Raw genomic sequence first — 20,870 nt, 5'->3', positions numbered from 1 at the left:
TTTGTACTTTCAGAAAATTTTGTTGTTATATATAGTTCGATTTGCCTTTCGAAATAGATCGAACAGCTTAAACAGTATAAGTCATTGGCACAATTATTTAACACATTAGGTAAAGTAGTATTTTACCTTTGATGATACATAAAATTCTTTATTGCATCATGTTATTTAATACCCAATAAACATATTACAAGATAATTTTTATCAATATAACAACATAATTTTATGAACATCAAACGAATTTTTGGAGCTTTGCTCACCCTATTAGGTATTATTGGACTTATTTATGCTGCCACGTTATTTGTCAATAAATCAGGTGGACACAATACGAAGGCCCTTATTACTTATGGAATTATTGGCTTTATTTTCTTTTCTTCAGGAATCAGCTTGATACGTTCAACAAATGACCAATCATAAGATTTCGGGACTTTAGGATTTGTGGACTTTAGACGTTAGACTTTGAGACGCCAACAGTCGCTCGTTTTTTAACGAGTGACGACCATTGTTAGGTTTCAAGCCGATAACTTGAAGTAAGACTTTAGGATTATGTGTGGGACTTTAGATTATAGACGTTAAGACCCCGCACACTTAGACCAACGAGGGAATCAACGATTTTTACTAGGTCAAGCCTGTAGCTTGGATTTATTATTCATTTCAGTTTGAAACTGAAATGAATTTATCCTACTCCAAGTGACGGTTTGCTTAACAATGAACTAGCGAAGGTATCATTAGTGGTTGTCTATTCAGAAAAAGTTGCAAATGTTTGTCCATTGTAACGATACAGTCCACAGTTTCGTGTTCCAATCCAAATGTTTCCTTTTCTATCTTCAAGCATACTCCAAACTGAATATTTACCCATTCCGTCTTTGGTAGTAAAATTTTCAAAAGTCTTTCCATCATAACGCCATAATCCACCTATACTTTCTATGGTGCTCTGTTTTTCACCACCATCAAACCAAATGTTTCCAATTTTGTCTTTAAAAATAGCTGAACCTATATTTATTTTTTCAGTAAACATTGTAAATGTTTTACCATCGTAACGGAATACGCCGTTTTGCCTTCCACTAAACCAAATATGTCCGTTTTTATCTTCTAGCATATACCTAATCCATCCATCTCTATTAGGTTTAGCACTCTTTATAGATTTTCCGTCATAACGGATAACGCCTTCTTGTGTAATTGGTCCAGAACCCATCCAAATTGTTCCATTACTATCTTCTAAAAGGCACTGTATCCATTGGAGTTTAAGTTGTTGATTGTTTGCAATACCATTATTATCTAAAAAACGACTAAATGTTTTTCCGTTATAGCAATACAAATCTAGCGAAGTACCAAACCAAATTATCCCCTTTTTATCCTGCATCATACTCCAAACTGCATTTTCACCTAATTGTGGTGTTGCTACACCAAAACCTATCAGACTGGTCAGCATAAACGGAATTTTTGACATTGTTTTTCCATCGTATCTACTAACCCCATCGTCCGTACCAAACCAAATATTACCCGCTTTATCTTCCAGAATAGACCAAACTTTATTATTACTTAAACCATCTTTTTTGGTAAACTGCGTAAATTCTTTTCCATCATATCGATAAACACCTTCGCCTGTTGTTCCAAACCAAAGATTCCCGTCTTTGTCTTGCAGACTACAATGTACGTTTTGATGTACAGTTGTACCTTGCGTTTTGGTAAGCTTTGTATTTCTACTGGTAAATGATTGTTGTTCAACAACCGTTTCATTGGTTCGTTTACTTTTTGTCTGTCCGATACAAGAAGTAAAAAATATGTACACTAACAGTAAAGAGAAGATTGGATATTTAAGTTTAAGCATCGTCATTTGTCAAATTATTTTTGCTAGTTTTTTGCACCAGCAAGATTTTCTCTATTGGCGCGTTGCTGTCGCACAGGTTGTTGGTCTATGCGACCCAGTAAAAAAATACCAACAACAGCAACAATACTTTTCGGACAGCCTCAACAAAGCTATCTTTAATACCCTCTGTACAGGCAAAAAAACTGTAAAAAGAGTGTAAAAAAGTGTAAATGATTGTTTTTGGGGGATTTTAGGACTTTAGGATTGGGGGACTTAGGACTTTAAGATTTTAGACATTAGGAACACCCGAACGCAGTCGCTCGCTTTTTAACTAGTGACGACTATTGTTAGGCTTCCAGCCGATAACAAGAACTAGGACTTTAAGCAGGAAGAAGGGTGGATAAAATAGACTTTAATCCAAAATAGGAACTCTTTTACTAATTCAAGCCTGCGGTTTGAACTAGTGGAACGAAGCAGCCTTATGCTATCTTTTTTTGTATTTGCCAGTAATGCCCGAACGGGTCTTTTATTGTTCCTTGTCGGTAGCCATAATCATAATCTTGGGCAGGACTTATTTCGATGGCACCCGCAATGATTGCTTGGTTCATTACGACATCTACATCTGGTACAAATAATCCTATGCAACAAGTACAGCCATTGTGTTTATCAGGAGGGAAAAAAAGCTTAGAGGTTATTTCATGAACATGAAAAATAGCACCATCTATACAAAGTTCTGCTACATGGATAGTACCATCTTCGTTTCTAAAACATAGATTCTCTGTTGCTCCAAAAGCATTTTTATAGAATGATATGTCCATTACCCCATTATTGATATAAAGCTCTGGGGCAAAAAAAGTATTACCAGCATTCGTTGTCATAGTTTTGGGGTTTTTAATCAAAATATATGTTTAGGTTATTTTCAATGTTGTTTTTAGTTCTTCGCTTGTTTTGGAAGAGGGCTTTACACCACCTAAAATCTATTAAGTGTAGTTATAGATATATGCTGTTGCAATTATATATAATAGTAAATTAAACAAAAGATAAAAAACCTTTAAGCCCTTGAATCTTCTTATAATTATTATCGATAAAATAAAATGTAACAACACAGTTGCACAATAAAGTATCCAAATCTCATCCTGATAGTTCTGACTATTACTTGCGTATCCTAACAAAAAACAAGAAAAATACCAGACTACCATAAGAAAAAACAATACTACCATATCAATAATAATAAATTTAAGTAGCGATTTCATAATATGCTATTGCTTAACAGTTGAATTTTTCTTCATATTTTAGAGTTGCCAAAGACTGTATTTATTTTTGGGTCTAAGTGACAAAACATTTAGATCTGGGGAGAAACCATTTAAAATATAGTCAATTTATTCGTATATTTTAGCCCCTTTAAAAATATCTGCAAATGTCTTCCAGTCTGCTTTGTCAGCATTTATATTTTGATTAGTATTGTCGTAATAACCTTGTATATCTTCTGTATAAGCACTCAAGGCCTCAATAAAGTCAGGCAACGTTTTGTTTTCCCAACTTTCTGGATTTTCCAAAAAATCCTTTTTTAACAAGTCAAGAAACTTAATGAAAGTTTGTCTGTCAGTTACTTTAAAGTCATTGAGTGTATCATTCATAAAATTAGCTTTTACTCAACAATATCCGAAAGCATTATTATTCTTTCTGTATTTAATTTCCTGATTGTCTAAAGTAATGATTTATTCCTAATCTCCAAAAATCAAGCTTATATTATATTTAGTTGCCCAAAAGAACTTACTATTTTATTGAGTTTTCACCAAACCCTCTCCTCCTCTATCATTTCTCCCTTCATAATATACTGTTGAATAGAGGCTTCTATCTCGGCTTTTGGTATATAGTTGGAGGCTACTTTGATAAAGTCTTCTATCGTTAGCAATTGCTTTTTTTGTTCGGCTAAAGCTTTTAGACTTCTTAGAAAATCTTGGTAGCTTTTAGTCCCCTTGCTTTCTTCGGTAATCCTTTTGTTGAGGTAGGCAGCAAACAATGCTCCTCGGTGATAGGGTATTTTTTCGTAATTATGATTTTCCCAGAAATGCTTTAGGATGTCTTCATTGGCTGTATTTTTTACGGGATTGGCGGACAATTGTTGGTAGGTATCTTTTACCATTTTTGCTAATTTATGTTCTGAGAAAATTCCTGCTTTTGCCAGCAAGTACCAAGTGGTGTAATCGGTAAAACCTTCATCAAACCATTGATTATTTTCTCCCATTGATACATAGCCCGCACCAATATAGCGGTGCATGATTTCATGCGAAATCGTGGTGACTACTTCTTCATTCGCTAATATAGTATCGCCAGAATATTTTACATGAAAGCCTGAGTTGAAGGCCGTGCCTGAGATATTATGATATTTAATATCAAGAAAAGGCGAGGCAATTAATGAATAATAAGTCCCGTTGAGATTGCCCCAAAAGTCGGTCATGGCAGGTAGAAATTTATCAAAATAGTCCATAAAACGTTGGAGGTTATACGGATTCTTCTGATTTATGCGTAGCACTACATAGTTTTGGATGCCTGCCAATTTTCGTTTAACAATGTGGAGGTCAGATGCACCCGTTACCAAGGCATTCATTCCTTCTGAGAATTTTATCGTTACTGTTTTGCCTGCTGTTAGTGTTGGGGCAAAGCTAAAGTACATTGGGAAAGTCGGGTTTTTCTCTAAGGTTACCGACATCATCATACTTGCCTGAAGTTTTTCATCTACTTGCGGATTCAAAAAGAGTGAGTGTGAAAGCGAAAAGAAGTAATTGTCGGTAATAATAGGTCGAAACATTTCACCACGAACCTTTTGTTGGGGTGTATGGGTATCAATAATATCGTATTGTATCTGAATCGGGATATTTTGGGGATGATAAAAAGTAAGCTGACTTTTTGCTGAATCAACCTTGAATGTTACAGAAGCCTGAATATTGATTAAGCCTTTTAGCAAGTCTTTCATACCGCCATAATATTCGTTTCCGTATTGAAAAACAGTGCTATCTCGAAGAACAGGGCGATAATTCAACGTTACGTGCATCACTTTTGGCTTTATGTCAAAATGATAATCCAAATCGATACTGGCATAGGCTGTTGTTTGTATGTTGGTTATCAAACCTAATAAAATACAGGCTAAAAAGTTTTTCATCAATGATGTGTTTGTGTTGAAGATTTAAGAACCTAAGATAATGAGTTAAATACAAAAATCATCAAATACTCGTCTTATTGCAGGTAATTTCAACAAAAACATCATCTCTAACGATGGAATTAATTCCCTCGTTAGAGATGATGTTTTTGTATTTTTCGGGGTCTCCAAGACCTAATCTTACTCTATTTTCAAAACCTTCACCATCGCACTTTTATGCTCATTTCCAACCCGTAGAAAGTAAGTTCCTGCGTTTAAGTTTGTCAATGATAATTTGAAAGATAGGCTATTGATAGGCTGATAAAGTAGTGTTTTGCCCGAAATGTCCATTAAACTGGTAAAGTAATTATTGACCTTTGCCTCGTTAAGCTGAATAGTAATTTCTGAAGTTGTTGGATTCGGATATACCTCAAATAGTTGATTATTTTCGTTTTCAGTTGATAATACGGTTGGGGTATTGGCTCTGGTAAAATCAGGAATTCCATAGCCTAATCGTGTATCTGGGTTTTGATACTGACTACCCGATTTCCGCATTCTATCAATCACTGTCATGGCTGTTAGCGTGGGGTTGCCTTGCCAAAAACCTGCTACCATACCGCACAAAATAGGAGATGAAAAAGAAGTACCATCACTGGTTGATACATTACCATTAGGCGTAACCACGGCTGCACTCCTACCCATTACGGCTAAATCAGGTTTTACTCTACCATCAGCCGAAGGACCAATAGAACTAAAACTTACATACGATTTTAGCGCATCAACTGCTCCAACAGTGATAACAGAATCAGCATCAGCAGGGGTAGCAATATAACGCCATGCAGCATTTCCTTCATTGCCTGCACTAATTACACAAACAATTCCTACGGAAGCTGCCCAACTGGCAGCCCTAGCAGCTATGGTGGTCTTGCCATTCATATCTGTGTATTTATGACTGGTGCTAGCATCATCAAATTCCGAATAACCTAAAGATGAATTGATTAAATCTACCCCTACGCTATCAGCGTATTCAGCGGCAAATAGCCAATTGGCTTCTTCTATAAGGTATTCCGAGGCTGCATCTTCTGAACGTAATAATAAGAAAGAAGATTTATAAGCAGTTCCTATTACCTGTCCGTCTAGATAAGCTCCCATACAGGATAAAACAGCCGTTCCATGTGCGTCGTCTTCATAAACACTCTTTTCATTTTTCACAAAGTCGTAAGTACCCACAATTCTATTTTCATCAAAAAGTGGTTTTAATGCGGCAATATTATTAGCATTATTGAACCCTGCATCCAATACGCCTATCATCATTCCTTCGCCATGAAACCCTTGTTCATGCATTTTGTCTGCACCAATCATTTCTATCTGGGTTTTAGATAAACCATAGCTCAATGCTTCGGTACCTAAACTTTCAAACTTAGCTGTTTTTCTGGCTGTTCTAGTACTTGGATTATCAATTGAAGTATTAATTTCTAGCCCTTTTACAAATGATAATTGTAAAACACTTGTCAAAACTGTTGGGGTACATTCAATCAGGGCAGCATTCATCCAACGAGAAGTATAGATTACTTTTGCTCCTTTTTTTTTCACTTCTTCTATATAAGATGGATTTACGGGCAAGTCTTTCGTTGTCAAAGCGATATTTTGTTTCTGACGACGATTGACTGAACGTTGGGACAGGTAGGCTAAAGGCTGAGAAACTGAATAAGGTGAATTGCTTTTATCTTTAAATACCAAAAGATACTTTGCTGATAAAGTTTGAGCATTTACGGATTGATGAACGAGGAAACTCAAAGCGAAGAACACACTCAATATTATAAGTTTCAAAGTAATGTGATTAGTATTCATCTTTCCCATAATCTTAATGATAAAACTTGTTCTTATTCAATCTTATTAGCCAGATATAGTTAGCTAATAATTAGACAAATTTAGGTGTTTTTCAGTTGCATGATAACATTATTTAAAAGCCAGTCAAGAATAATTCCTGACTGGCTTTTAAATTTTATTTGTGATTTATTTTTCGTCTGATGGTACTAACCAAGCTTTGCGAAGAGCAATCTGTGCTTCTGTCGGATTCTCTGCTGGAGAAAGAAGATTTTTCTCAATTACTTCTGGAATAAAGATTTTAGATGAAAGTCTGGTTTCTACTTTCTTATCTCCATCTTTTCTAAGAACAACAAATTCAACGTTATCACCTTCTTTAGTGTTGTTGATAAAATCAGAACGCGTATTTCTAAACGTATTCAGGTCTAATGGTTTTCCATTTAAGGAAACTAGCTCATCACCCGCTTTAAACCCAATTTTTGCACCGAAAGCATCAATGCCTTCATCATCAATGATAAAGATGCCTTTTGTTTCAGGATTGATTCCTAAATTATAGACCGAAAAGCCTAATGTTTTTTCTAGTTTCTTGTTAGTTTTTTGGAAGTTGATACCTACACTATTCAAGGTTTCTATTAAAGGCAAAGGTTGTTTGCCTTCCACATAATTAGCAAAAAACTGACGAATCTCTGGGAATTTAGTTATTTCAGTAATCTTATCGAAAAGCTCATCATCGTTGAATGATTTATCTTTTCCATAATATTTAGATAAGTCTTTCATCAAATTCTGTGTTCCATATTTCCCTCCTGATAATTGACGAAGCTTAATATCTAAACAAAGCCCTATCAACGCTCCTTTTTCATATACGTTTTGGTATTGGTCTTTGTATTTTTCCAATACATCAGCCGACATTACTGTAAAAGGAATATCATCTTTGTAATGGTCATACATATTGCCAATTTTAGAACGAAGCATATTCATATACATTGGCAACTCAATCAAACCATATTTTGCTTGCATGTGTCCCGCTGCATATTCTGTAACTCCTTCATACATCCAAAGGTGTTTAGACATTTTTGGATGATTAAAATCAAACTCACCTATTTCTTTTGAGTGAATACTAAGTGGCGTAACGATATGGAAAAACTCATGCGAACAAACATCTTTCACCGTTTGAGCCAATTCGTCTGACGATGATTCAGGCAAATAATAGAAAGAAGAGTATGAGTGTTCTAAAGCGCCATAGCTTCCATTTTTTAAATTATCTGAAAGCACAATGACAAAAGCGTATTTCTTAATAGGCAAAGTACCTCCTAAATATTCTTTCTGAGCTTCTAATAATGTTTTTACATTCTCAGCAATTTCAGCAGAAGTAGCTTTTTTATTAGGCGAATAAAGCGAAATTAAAATATCTGCACCTCCAACTTTCAAAATAGTTGTATCAGGTTTGCAATACATGATAGGTGCATCTACCAAATCATTGTAATTTGAAACACTGAAAACATCCTTTGTATCATCTGATTTAATGGCTGTTAATGAAGATGCTCCATAAAAACCAGTAGGTTTTGTAAAGGTCACTTCGTAAGTACTGCGTTTTAAATCATCAAAGTATCCAAAAAAGCCATGCGTATTAATGGCAAAAAGTTTGTTTTCTTCAATATCAGTACCGGCAGGTTCAAAAACATATTCACCCTTAATTTCTGGTGAATCCCAAGTATCATCTACTAAATACGTGATTTTACTAAGTTTCTTTGCTCCTTTTATTGTATAGCTGTTAGCATCAATCTTATTGACAGTCAATTCTTTTCCTTTATCATCAAAAGCTTTTAATGCAGAGATATAACGTCCGAAATCATAGTTGGCATAAGTGCCAGGAACAATTTTAGGGAAATTATACACTATTTCATCTTTCAGTATTTTAGGAGTAGTCAGTGTTACTTCTAATTTATCGTTTTGAACTTTTGTTAAATCAATAAAAAACTGGTAATTGGCATTTTGAGTAACTTTCTGTGCGAAAGTTGGAAGGCATATTGTTAATGCCAAAAACATCAGGAATTTAATCTTCATTGGGCTTTATTAGAGTTGTTAAAATAGTATAACTGCATTTCTTAGAGAAATATAACGATTTCTTAGCAAGAAAGTATATTTATCAAAAAGGAGAAATGGTAAAATCCTTTCTTTTTTGAAATTATCGTTTAAAAATCAATGTACCTTGAAGAAAAGTAGCATCATCAAATTCTTTTTGAGAACCTTTTACTCCAATAGCCAAAGAGCCCAATAACATAAAAGGCAAATCACTAAAGTCTCCAGCTTCAATGTTACCACTAGCATTTTTAGTAAATTTTTTTGAACCTAATTTTAAACTATTTGCAGTTAATTCCAACACTGAAAACGTCTGAACTGATTCTTTTCCAGTATTATCTTTAGTAATTAAGTCGATTGTTTTGTTACTATCTTTTGTTTTCCAAGTACCTACAGTTTTACCAGCAGCATAAGTACCATCTTGCTTAAAATCAAATGAAACACCAGTTGCAAGTGCACTAACCATTGTAGTATCAATTTTGGGAGTACTTTTAATTTCTTGCAGTGTTGCCTCATAAGTTTTAATATTTGTAATGGTTCCAAAACCTGAAATTGACCATTTACCTACAATGCTCACGGGTGCTTGAGGAGTAACGTCTGAACCAAATTTTTGTTCGCAGGCAGTAAAAGAAACAATAGTAGCTAGTATGATGATGAATAAGGTGATTTTTTTCATTAGGATAATTTTTTAGCGTTCAAGACCTAAATTTAAGAAATATGTCAAATAATAAAACTCAAAACTTATTAAACGGTACTAAATTAAAGATAGAAAGCCCGAGTACTAATCGAGCTTTCTATTTATACTTGTTTTGTATGCTTATTCCCACTCAATCGTTGCTGGTGGTTTCGAAGAAATATCATAAACAACTCTGTTCACTCCTTTTACTTTATTAATAATTTCGTTTGAAATTTCTGCTAAAAACTCATAAGGTAAATGACACCAATCGGCCGTCATTCCGTCTACAGACGAAACCGCTCTTAATGCTACTACTCTTTCATAGGTACGTTCGTCGCCCATTACCCCTACTGACTGTATCGGTAAAAGCATCGCTCCTGCTTGCCAAACGTTATCGTATAAACCTTTATTTTTTAAGCCATTAATAAAGATGGCATCTACTTCTTGTAAAATCTGTACTTTTTCAGCAGTAATATCTCCTAAAATTCTAATTCCTAAACCTGGTCCTGGGAATGGGTGACGGCCTAGTATAAACTGAGGAATTTCTAGTGTTCTACCTACTAAACGTACTTCATCTTTGAAAAGTGTTTTAAGTGGCTCAACGATTTTCAATTTCATATAATCTGGCAAACCGCCTACATTATGGTGAGATTTAATCGTAGCTGATGGACCTTTAATCGAAACAGATTCAATAATATCTGGATAGATGGTACCTTGTCCCAACCACTTAACGTCTTCTATCAAATGTGACTCTTGGTCAAACACATCAATAAATACTTTACCTATGGCCTTGCGTTTTGCTTCTGGGTCAGTCAAGCCCGCTAATGCTGTATAAAACTGTTCTTTAGCATCTACTCCTTTTACATTTAAGCCAAGGTTTTTATATGACTCAAGTACGTCTTCAAACTCATTCTTTCTCAATAAACCATTATCAACAAAAATACAATAAAGGTTTTTGCCAATTGCTTTATGAATTAATACCGCTGCTACTGAGCTATCTACACCACCCGAAAGTCCTAAAACTACTTTATCATCCCCTAACTGGGCTTTCAATTCAGCCACAGTAGTATCTACAAATGAGTCAGCCGTCCAATCTTGTGAACATCCACAAACGCCAACAACGAAGTTTTTTAACATCGTTTTGCCTTCTAATGAGTGTGTCACTTCTGGGTGAAACTGTATCCCGTAAGTTTGTTCTCCTTTGATATGAAAAGCAGCAATCTTTACAGATTCTGTTGAACCAATGATTTCAAAATCTTCAGGAATCGACATAATCGTATCTCCGTGCGACATCCATACTTGGTTGTTTTCAGAAACATCATTCAATAACGGATTTTCAGCTACTTTTTGCAATTTAGCTCTTCCGTATTCACGATGTCCAGCATTATATACTTCTCCGCCACCCGTATGTGCCAATAGTTGTGCGCCATAGCAAATACCTAATACAGGCAGTTTACCTCTGAAAAGACTCATGTCAACTCTTGGCGAGTCTTCATCACGTACTGAACATGGGCTACCAGACAAAATTATGCCTTTTACATCTTCACCAATTGATGGTATTTTATTGTAAGGATGGATTTCGCAATAAATATTAAGTTCACGAACTCTGCGGGCAATTAATTGAGTGACTTGTGAACCAAAGTCGAGGATAAGAATTTTTTCGGACATTTTTCGATTTCGGATTGCTGAATTCGGATTGCAAAATTGAGCCTTCCGAAAACTATGCTAAAAAATAAACCGCAAATTTCGGGAAAATTTGCGGTTTTGAAGTAATAAATTTTACTTTTTTATAAAATATCTCTTCAGTGTTTTTTAAAACTGAAAATAAATAAACTGTGCTGGTGCGTCGAACATTCCTAAAAAGAGTATCGCTAATACTATTCCGTAATAAAGTGCCCAACGAAACAATATTGGTTTTTGGCTAATAACTGTTCTTAAACGCTGCCCTCTTTGATAAAAATGTACCGTTTCCATGACTAACAAAGAGAAAACAACCATGACAAAATTGGCAAAGCCTTGTCCTAAGAAGATATTTTTATCAATAAAGCTTCTGTTAGTAAGTTGCGAAAGTTGTTCTCCAATACCAGAAAACAAATGCGTAGCTATATGATATGCTGATTTGAAATCAACTGCACGAAAGAAAATCCAAGCGAAGCTAGTCAAACAGAAAACGGTAAGAATCTGGATAATTTTATAAAGGAACGGCAATTTTTTCAAACCTATTATACCTATTACCTTGTTTCTAAAATCAACGGTAAGGTTCGCAAAAATCAAGTAAAAACCGTGCATAGCTCCCCAAATAACAAAGTTCCAACTAGCACCATGCCAAATACCCGAAACCAGAAAAACGATAAAAAGATTGTATTCTCTTCGCCATTTAGACACCCTGTTTCCTCCTAAAGAAATATACAGATAATCTCTGAACCAAGTGGAAAGTGAAATATGCCAACGACGCCAAAATTCAGAAATAGTTTTTGAAAAATAAGGGCGGTCAAAATTTTTCATCAAATCAAAACCCATTACCTGTGCCGAACCTAAGGCAATATCAGAATACCCAGAGAAATCACAGAAAATTTGAATTGAAAATAAAGTAGTAGCGACTATCAAAGGAATTCCTTTTTGTTCAAAGGGGTGGTTATACACTTGATTTACCATCACTGCAAGACGGTCGGCGATGACTACTTTTTTAAACATCCCCCAAGCCATTAGTTTCAAGCCATCCGTTACGCGCTGATAATCAAAATCAAATTTTTCATAGAATTGATGCAATACATTCTGTGGTCTTTCGATAGGACCAGCTACCAATTGTGGATAGAACATTACGTATAACGAGTAAATTCCAAAATGTCGTTCAGCTTTCTGATTACCTCTATATACTTCTATCGTATAAGACATCGCCTGAAAAGTGTGAAAAGACAGCCCTATTGGTAGTAAAATTTTGAGGTAAGGAATAGGGTTTTCAAGGGCAAAACCTTTTAATAGAAAGCCTATATTTTCGTTCAAGAAATTATAGTATTTGAAAATTGCCAGAACGCCAATGTTAGCAATAAGGCTCATCGTCAAGAACAATTTCCTTTTTTTTCCTTCCGACTGTTCTATATAAATACCTGCATAGTAGTCTATTACAATCGTAAATCCCAAAATAAGCATATAAATCGGCACGAAAGCCATATAGAAATAGCAACTCGCTACCAATAATAATAACCAACGAAAACGATAAGGCATTAAAAAATAGAGTATCGTAACGATGGGAAAAAAGATTAGAAATTCTATAGAATTAAATAACATAGTGATAAAAATCAGTCTTGTTCTATTACTTATGGAAGCGTTGAAACAGACAAGATTTATTTTATTTGTTTTTACTATTAATATTGCTCGCTAAAGGCTCTTGCTTTTTCGTCCTGATTGATTGGATACTTTTCTGAAACTTATCACTATTTTCAAATAATGTCAGTATTCTTTTTGTAAATATTTCCCTTCCTTTATCATTTGGATGATAAGCATTATCATAAAACAAAGTATCGTCCATCAAAGCATATTGGGGTGTACCTAATATTGGTATTTTGAGATGCCTCTTTATCTGCGCACTGATTTTTTTAATAATGTTAGCATTTTCTTCAAAACTTTTTTGTGCTAAACAAGGAAAGGTAAAAAACACTTTAGCTCCTTTCTGTTGGGCAAAAGCATAAAAATCGTTTAAATCCTTTATTTGTTGGCTGAAATCTTGGTCAGATGGTATTGTTGGATAGACAATTTTAGTGGGAGGATTATTCAAATGGCAAAGCAAATCTCCTTTGGGTGAAAAACAATTTCGATAGAAAATAGAAGTTGTATCAGCTATGCTTATCGGTTTGCTTCTCGAATGGTTTAGAGCTTCACCAATCATCAATCTACAATCAGTCAATCGATGAGTAGTATAACTGCTTATTTTTTCAGTAATAGATGGAAAGTGTATCCATTTTTGGGAAGGAGGATAAAAATCTGCGGCAATCAATTGCTCTTCATATTTTCCTTCAGACCTAACCATATATTCTAACGTTATCAATACCACATCTCCTTTTTTCAAATAGGTTTTCAATTCTTCCATCATATACTTACTTCCGAAATTAAAATGCAAAGCAGCATTCACTACTGGCAAACCGATTTCATTCTCGAGCATATCGCTATTTATCCCAAATGCCATGCTTGAACCACTCATCAAAACTAATCTCGGACTTGGCACAGTTGCTAGCATTTTTGTTTTATCGATAATTGTAGCTATATAAGCATTTTTTGAGCGTGGGTCGAAAATTAAATCTAATTTTCTAGCACTATCAATGGCTAACAATGGTAAAAAACCAATCAAAAATAGTTTTAGTATAAACTTTAAGAATTTCAAAATATGTGATTTTATAATGTTATTACGTTAGAGTTAATCTTCAAAATACTATTCTGCATACAATAAGTATTTCTTTCTGATGGCTTTATATTGGTCTAGGTCTTTTTTCCAAGACGCTCGAATTTCTGCTTCTGTTTTCCCTTCTATAATTTGCTTTTTTAAAACATCTGACCCTGCCAATAGATTAAAGAAAGCGTTATTACTAAAAAACTTATTTTTATCGACTGATTGCTGATAAAAGTCTAATACATATTTTAAGGTAAAGCCTTGTTTGCTAGCATCAATTTGGCTTAAATCTAACCCATAACACAATTTACCTTTTTGAGGCGGGTTTTTAGCCCCTGGCTTATCTTCAGGTGTGAAAGTAAATGTTCTGTTAGCTTGATTAGGCGAACCTATCACCTGAAACTGTTTGTCGGTTCCTCTACCAACGCTTACGTCTGTTCCTTCAAAGAAACAGATAGAAGGGTATAAAAGGATTGACTGTAAATTAGGTAAATTAGGGGAAGGGGCAATGGGAGGTGCATAAACCATTGAATGCTGATAATTCAAACATTTTACTACAGTTAAGTTAGCCTTCACTCCATCTTTCAACCACCCTTCTTGATTAATCATTTGGGCTAATTCGCCTACTGTACAGCCATGCACTACCGGAATGGGGTTTAAACCTACAAATGATGCAAATTTCTTATCTAACACAGGGCCATCTACATAATGTCCATTAGGGTTTGGTCTATCTAACACTAAGACCGCTTTCCCTGTTTCGGCACAAGCTTCCATCACATAATGCATCGTAGAAGTATAGGTATAAAACCTTGCTCCTACATCCTGAATATCAAAAATCACAACATCTATGCCTTCTAATTGTGTAGGGCTAGGTTTTTTATTGGCACCGTACAAGGATACTATCGGTAAGCCCGTCTTTTTATCAATGCCATTCGCAATATGTTCGCCTGCATCAGCTGTTCCTCTAAAGCCATGTTCTGGGGCAAAAATTGTTTTTATCTTTACTCCCAAGCTAATTAAGGAATCAGCCAAATGTGTTTTGCCTATTACTGAAGTATGATTTACCACCAAAGCTACCGTTTTACCTTTCAAAAGGGGCAGGTATATTTGTGTCTGCTCTGCTCCTGTTTGCAGGGTAGCGATTGTGTTTTTTTTACTGCTTACACAAGAAATAAGCAATAAGCCTGTTAAGATAAAAACGATTTTTGTTGAATGAAGCATAAAGCAAGTTATGAGTTTTGAGTAATGAGTTTTGTTTTTTTGCACCCGTTATTTCATTTTAAAAGATGAAGCTGTTTAAACTTTCCGTTTCTGAGGAGAAAGTATTGTATTTTTGAATTGATTTTTTCAAAATTTACGAAGCATAGCATCGCTACGTTGAGTGAATTTTGGAACAAGCTATTCTAAAAGACTTAGTTTAACCCAAAAGGGAAAATTTAAACAGCTTCGACATAAAAGCAAGTTCTTAACTAAATTCCATCGCACGAAAATCGACTCATTAATCAATTTACCAGTAAAAACTACTTAATTTGTAGTCAAGAAACAAAATTACAAAATACTGCATGAATTTCCCTTATTTCATTTCTCAGCGCATTCAAAATACTAAAACTACCTCTTTTTCGGGTACGGTTACTAAAATCGGTGTGGGAAGTATAGCAATTGGTTTGTCTGTAATGATTATTGCTTTTGCAGTGTTGTTTGGCTTCAAAGATGCCATCCATCAAAAATTATTTAGTCTTACGCCACACATTAAAATTTCTAAGTTTTCTGCCAATGAATCGTATGAAGAGAATCCTATCACACAGCAAAGTGATCTCTTCAGAAACCATAAAAGTATCAAGGAAATTAGTCATTTTCAGACTTCTGCTTTAAAGGCTGGCATTCTAAAGACTCGTCAGGATATTTTAGGTGTGGTTTTAAAAGGTATCAATCGTGATTTTGATTTCAAAAGATTTGAACCAAATATCATTCAAGGCAAACAGATTAGCTTTGATACAAGTGGCTATTCAAAAGAAATACTTGTTAGTAAAGTAATTGCAGATAAATTGAATTTAGGGGTTGGCAATGATGTAATCATGTATTTTTTGAATGCTCCGGACCGCCCTAGAAAATTAGTGGTGAAAGGTATTTATGAAACCCAAATGGAGGAGTTTGACAAGAATTTAATTATTGGCGATATCAGGCTTATTCAAAAAATGAATAATTGGGGCGTGGATTCAGTGGGTAGTTATGAAATTTATATCAGCGACTTTACCCAAATAGATGCTGTTTCAAAAAAAATTCAGCGTAAAATCCAACCTGATATGAAATTAGAAAAAGTAACAACTACTTATATGGGTTTGTTCGATTGGCTGGGTATGTTGGATAGAAACATGGTTATTTTCCTGAGCTTAATTTTGTTTGTTGCTTCCTTCAATATGATTTCAATTCTGTTGGTATTGATGTTGGAACGTACACCAATGATTGGTGTATTAAAAGCATTGGGAGGAAGTAATTGGCAAATCAGGAAAATATTTTTGTGGAGTGGCTTTTCTATGATATTTAGGGGACTTGTTTATGGTAATTTGTTGGGCATCGGCATTTGTTTATTGCAAAAACATTATAAAATTTTTCCGCTCGACCCTGTGAATTATTACATGAATACCGTTCCGATAATGATGAATTGGCCCGTAATTCTTTTACTTAATTTAGCTACTATTTCTTTGGTACTGTTCGTATTAATTATTCCAACTTTTGTCATTACGCGTATCGAACCTGTTAAATCTATTGTGTTTAGGAAATAGGGGTTTCACATATCTTTCTTGAATTAAAACTCATCCCCATGAGTTGATTTAATAATGGCTTTTAAGGCAAATTTGAAGTTTTTCAAACTCAATAAGGCTATTTCAGAAAGCACTTCGTTACCAAATAGTTGTTGGACTGTTCGGCCTACCCAAAGTCTCTGGGCAAAAGTTTTTTTCCATGCTTTTTGGTAATTTTGTTCTAGCAATGTCCTGTCGTCGAAATGTTGTAGGATGTTTTCGGATAAAATTTTAGCACCATGGATAGCCATAGCCATTCCGTTTCCGCATAAAGGTGTAATCAGTCCTGCCGAATCACCTACCATTAAAATATGGTTTTCGATGGTTGTTTTCGGCGTAAAAGAAATTTCGTTGATTACTTCTGGCTTGTCGTATAAGAAAACAGATGTTGTAAATATCTTTCTCAGATGAGGATTTTTCCAAAGAATATTTTTCTCCATTTCAGGAATAGCACCATACTTTTTGAGATTTTCTCTAGTAGTAAGATAACACAGACAGTACTTATCGTTTTCGATGGCAGAGATACCACAATAACCATCTTTAAAATTATGGAGCGCTATTAAATCTTGTGGAAAATCAGTTTTGATATGATATTTCACTCCAATATACGGGCTTCTTTTGCTAAAAAAACTACGGTTTAAAGTGGCATCTAATTTTGTTCTTTTTCCGAATGACCCAATCACATAGCGGGCTTCAAAAGTTTGATTAGAGGTGCTTACCGTAAATTGGTCATGATGAAAATCAATATTTTCGACATTTTTATTTAATAAACAATGAACATTATTTTGTTGAGCTAAGTGATATAAAGCTTCGTCAAAAGTATAGCGACTAATGCCAAAGCCTCCTAAATCGAGCGTTGTTTCTAAAACTTTTCCTGAAGGTGAGGTAAATTGAAATCTAGTAATGTCTTTAGTATCTAATTGATTAAAATCAAGACCTAATTGTTGTAAAAACGGACGTGTTTCATTAGAAATATATTCACCACATACGCGGTGGAAAGGGTAGTGTTTCTTCTCAATCAATAGTACTTTTTTGCCAGCTTTGGAGAGCAAAATACTGCTGACCAAACCAGCCAACCCTCCGCCAACGACGATGATATCATACATAATTTTATTTTTTTACCAATTAGCTCACAACAATGTAGTAAATTTAAACAATGAAACCAACACTTTATCACATCGTGAGTCCAGAATGGTGGGCTGAGTTTTCGGATTTAGATTATTATGAATCAGAAACACTTTCAGTAGAAAAATTTATTCATCTTTCTACTTCAGGACAAGTACAAGGTACCCTAAACAATTATTTTGTAGGTAAAGCCCAGCTATTGTTACTTCATCTTGACATGGACAAATTGAGCGCTGAACTTCGTTTTGAAACTGTTCGTAATGCTGATACGTTTCCACATTTATACGGAAGACTGAACAAAGATGCTATTTTAAAAGTTGAAGAATTATTGCCCAATCCAGACGGCACCTTTACTTTCACGGCTAAATAGTCAGTTATCAATGTATTTAAACCTTAGAACTTTGTGTTGTGTTCAAGGGTTTTATAAATGAGTATATATTTATTTAAATAATTTAGTAATCCTGCTGAATCTACAGTATCAATCGAATAACAATGTGACGACCATTTGTTAACGCTACAATTCGTACTCTAAATTCCGCAATCAATATGACATGTTATACCCACAAAATATAGAGCAAAAATTAGGCTTTGACCGCATCCGAGAACACCTCAATGAATTGTGTGTGAGTTCTCTGGGAAGAGCCTTCGTCAATAAAATCCGTTTTGCCGATAATTACGATTTAATTCAAAAGATGATTCGGCAAGTAGCCGAAATGAAAGATATTTTGCAGTTTGAGCCACAGGCTTTCCCTGCTCAAAATTATCTTGATGTCAATCATCAACTTTCTAAAGCTGCCATTGAAGGAGCATTCCTGACTGAAGAAGAGTTTTTTGACTTAAAACTTTCATTAAGAACGATACAAGAATGCCTTCGTTTTTTTGATAACAAAGAACCTGAGGCTTATCCACAATTAAGAGAATTAGTTGGCACGGCATTCTCGGCTGACTTAAACCTTCGTCAAATTCTGGATTCATTAGATAAGGTAATCGACGACCGTGGTAAATTGAAAGACAATGCCAGTCCAGAATTACAGGCTATTCGTCGTAGAATCCAAAGTCAAGAAATAGAGTTACGTAAAAAGCTAGAAAGTATCTTGAAGATGGCACGTTCAAATGGCTGGATTTCGGATGACTTTTCTTTGACTTTACGTGGAGGTAGAATGGTCATTCCAATCGCTGCCGAACACAAACGTAAGATAAAAGGCTTTGTTCATGACGAATCTGATACTGGTAAAACAGTATTCATGGAACCAACCGAAGTATTGGAAGCCAACAATGAAATCAGGGAATTAGAATCGGCCGAAAGACGTGAAATCATCAGAATTTTGATGGAATTAACGACACGAGTACGTCCGCATGTGCCAGTATTACGCAAAGCTTATACATTTTTAGGGATTATTGACTTTATCCGTGCCAAAGCACGATTAGCCATCGAAATTAATGGAATAGCTCCATTGAGCTTGAACAGTCAAATTGTCGATTGGAAAAATGCGGTGCATCCTCTACTCTTTCTTTCTTTCAAAAAACAAGGAAAAAAAGTACAGCCGCTTAGCATTACATTAGATTCCGACCAAAGGATTTTATTAATATCAGGTCCTAACGCAGGTGGTAAATCAGTTACCTTGAAAACCCTTGGGTTGGTGCAATACATGTATCAATGTGGCTTGTTAGTGCCAATGGCAGAACATTCAACTATCGGCATTTTCAGAAGTGTTTTTATTGATATTGGCGATGAGCAAAGTCTTGAAAATGATTTGAGTACTTATTCGTCACACCTCACCAACATGAAGTATTTCCTGATTAATTCAGATAGAAAAACGTTGTTTTTAATTGACGAATTTGGGACAGGGACAGAGCCAACTTTGGGTGGAGCGATTGCCGAGAGTATCCTAGAAGATTTAAATCGTTCAGGCGCTTATGGTGCTATCAATACGCACTATACTAATCTAAAAACATTTGCTGACCGTACCAAAGGTCTGGTAAATGGTGCTATGCGTTATGACGCCGAACACCTAGAGCCTTTGTATGAGTTAGAAATAGGAAAGCCCGGTAGTTCTTTTGCCATTGAGATTGCCTATAAAATTGGTTTACCAAAAGCGATTATTGATAAATCGAAGCAAAAAATTGGTAATCAACAGGTTAGTTTCGAGAAGTTGATTAAAGAACTAGAAATTGAAAAGAAAGTTTTTGCAGATAAAAATGTAGAGAATGCTCAGAAACAACGCAAGCTCGACCAATTGCTAGAACAGTATAACTCTTTGAAAACGTATCTGGACACAGAAAAGAAAACGATTCTGAATACGGCGAAGGTTCAAGCGAAGGAGTTAATCAAGAATACCAATCAGAAAATTGAAGCGACTATCAAAGAAATTCGTGAACAAGGTGCTGAAAAACTAGCTACGAAAGAAATCAGGCAAGATTTAGTTGATTTTCAAGAAAGCTTAGTCCTTGAAAAAGTAGCGGCTAAAAAGCCAAGTCCAAAAGAAGAAAAAGAGAAAGAAGAACGTGAAGAGATTGAAGTAATTTTAGGCGAAATTTCGGTAGGTTCTTTGGTGAGAATTAAAGGACAGGAAGCCTTGGGCGAAGTATTGAGTTTACGTGGGAAAGATGCTGAAATTGCGATTGGTGATTTGAAAACTACTGTGAAGATAAATCGTTTAGAAAAAATTTCTCGTAAAGAATTCAAACAAAGAACAACATCAGTTACCAAAATTGTGGGCGTGGATATGAATGACAAGTTGATGAATTTCTCATTCAACCTTGATTTACGAGGGAAACGTGGCGAAGAAGCATTGGTAGAAGTTGATAAGTTTATGAACGATGCCATCATGGTAGGTTATAATGAACTAAGGATTGTGCATGGCAAGGGAGATGGTATTCTAAGAAATTTAATTCGTCAACATCTCAGAGGTTATAAACAAGTTGCCAATACGCAAGATGAACATGCTGATAGAGGAGGCGCAGGCGTTACTTTGGTGAGTATGAAATAATTTTGGGGTTATTCCTTATCTTATCCATAGCGAGGTACTTAA

The 20,870-nt window shown here is 35.1% G+C and carries 16 protein-coding genes; 4 read left to right on the top strand and 12 right to left on the bottom strand.

Features of this window, described 5'->3' with window-relative positions; genetic code table 11:
• Window positions 1-222 precede the first annotated feature (222 nt).
• Window positions 223-414, top strand: coding sequence for a hypothetical protein (locus J2Y60_RS09020; protein ID WP_309920517.1), 192 nt, complete (start codon window positions 223-225; stop codon window positions 412-414).
• 322 nt (window positions 415-736) lie between these two features.
• On the opposite strand, the gene J2Y60_RS09015 is transcribed toward J2Y60_RS09020, so the two are convergent.
• From J2Y60_RS09015 to J2Y60_RS08965, 11 genes are all read right to left on the bottom strand, one after another.
• A complete protein-coding gene (locus J2Y60_RS09015; RefSeq protein WP_309920520.1) occupies window positions 737-1,828 on the bottom strand; it encodes a two-component regulator propeller domain-containing protein in 1,092 nt (363 codons plus the stop codon).
• 458 nt (window positions 1,829-2,286) lie between these two features.
• Window positions 2,287-2,685, bottom strand: a complete 399-nt coding sequence (locus tag J2Y60_RS09010; protein WP_309920522.1) for a VOC family protein — start codon at window positions 2,683-2,685, stop codon at window positions 2,287-2,289.
• A 501-nt stretch (window positions 2,686-3,186) separates the two neighbouring features.
• On the bottom strand, window positions 3,187-3,444 hold the full coding sequence (locus tag J2Y60_RS09005) for a hypothetical protein (RefSeq protein WP_309920524.1): 258 nt from the start codon (window positions 3,442-3,444) through the stop codon (window positions 3,187-3,189).
• Window positions 3,445-3,599: 155 nt separating this feature from the next.
• The gene (locus tag J2Y60_RS09000; RefSeq protein WP_309920527.1) at window positions 3,600-4,970 is read right to left on the bottom strand and encodes a M1 family aminopeptidase; all 1,371 of its coding nucleotides are present in this window, start codon (window positions 4,968-4,970) and stop codon (window positions 3,600-3,602) included.
• A gap of 177 nt (window positions 4,971-5,147) precedes the next feature.
• Window positions 5,148-6,776 (bottom strand): S8 family serine peptidase, encoded by a 1,629-nt coding sequence (locus tag J2Y60_RS08995; RefSeq protein ID WP_309994602.1) that lies wholly within the window; start codon window positions 6,774-6,776, stop codon window positions 5,148-5,150.
• 186 nt (window positions 6,777-6,962) lie between these two features.
• The gene (locus J2Y60_RS08990; protein ID WP_309920534.1) at window positions 6,963-8,837 is read right to left on the bottom strand and encodes a peptidase M61; all 1,875 of its coding nucleotides are present in this window, start codon (window positions 8,835-8,837) and stop codon (window positions 6,963-6,965) included.
• Between the two features lie 121 nt (window positions 8,838-8,958).
• The gene (locus J2Y60_RS08985) at window positions 8,959-9,528 is read right to left on the bottom strand and encodes a hypothetical protein (RefSeq protein ID WP_309920536.1); all 570 of its coding nucleotides are present in this window, start codon (window positions 9,526-9,528) and stop codon (window positions 8,959-8,961) included.
• Window positions 9,529-9,669: 141 nt separating this feature from the next.
• Window positions 9,670-11,196 carry a glutamine-hydrolyzing GMP synthase gene (gene guaA / locus J2Y60_RS08980; protein ID WP_309920541.1) on the bottom strand — a complete coding sequence of 509 codons (1,527 nt, stop codon included), beginning with the start codon at window positions 11,194-11,196 and terminating at the stop codon, window positions 9,670-9,672.
• A 144-nt stretch (window positions 11,197-11,340) separates the two neighbouring features.
• A complete protein-coding gene (locus J2Y60_RS08975) occupies window positions 11,341-12,816 on the bottom strand; it encodes an MBOAT family O-acyltransferase (RefSeq protein WP_309920544.1) in 1,476 nt (491 codons plus the stop codon).
• Between the two features lie 61 nt (window positions 12,817-12,877).
• Complete coding sequence (locus J2Y60_RS08970; protein ID WP_309920547.1) at window positions 12,878-13,906, bottom strand: hypothetical protein; 1,029 nt, start codon at window positions 13,904-13,906, stop codon at window positions 12,878-12,880.
• Window positions 13,907-13,954: 48 nt separating this feature from the next.
• The gene (locus J2Y60_RS08965) at window positions 13,955-15,133 is read right to left on the bottom strand and encodes a DUF1343 domain-containing protein (RefSeq protein ID WP_309920550.1); all 1,179 of its coding nucleotides are present in this window, start codon (window positions 15,131-15,133) and stop codon (window positions 13,955-13,957) included.
• Window positions 15,134-15,474: 341 nt separating this feature from the next.
• Between J2Y60_RS08965 and J2Y60_RS08960 the strand changes: the two genes are divergently transcribed.
• On the top strand, window positions 15,475-16,695 hold the full coding sequence (locus J2Y60_RS08960; protein ID WP_309920554.1) for an FtsX-like permease family protein: 1,221 nt from the start codon (window positions 15,475-15,477) through the stop codon (window positions 16,693-16,695).
• A gap of 23 nt (window positions 16,696-16,718) precedes the next feature.
• Here J2Y60_RS08960 and J2Y60_RS08955 read toward each other — a convergent pair whose 3' ends face one another.
• Entirely contained in the window at window positions 16,719-17,819 is a 1,101-nt protein-coding gene (locus J2Y60_RS08955; RefSeq protein WP_309920558.1) for an NAD(P)/FAD-dependent oxidoreductase, read from the bottom strand.
• A gap of 50 nt (window positions 17,820-17,869) precedes the next feature.
• Between J2Y60_RS08955 and J2Y60_RS08950 the strand changes: the two genes are divergently transcribed.
• Together J2Y60_RS08950 and J2Y60_RS08945 are read left to right on the top strand one after the other, a co-directional pair.
• Entirely contained in the window at window positions 17,870-18,208 is a 339-nt protein-coding gene (locus tag J2Y60_RS08950) for a DUF952 domain-containing protein (RefSeq protein WP_309920560.1), read from the top strand.
• A 181-nt stretch (window positions 18,209-18,389) separates the two neighbouring features.
• Window positions 18,390-20,828, top strand: a complete 2,439-nt coding sequence (locus J2Y60_RS08945; RefSeq protein ID WP_309920563.1) for an endonuclease MutS2 — start codon at window positions 18,390-18,392, stop codon at window positions 20,826-20,828.
• Window positions 20,829-20,870: the final 42 nt, after the last annotated feature.

Source organism: Arcicella sp. BE140 (assembly GCF_031456255.1).
Taxonomy (GTDB): Bacteria; Bacteroidota; Bacteroidia; order Cytophagales; family Spirosomataceae; genus Arcicella; species Arcicella aquatica.
The sequence above is the reverse complement of the archived record's forward strand: the minus strand, read 5'-3'. Positions and strand labels throughout refer to the sequence as shown.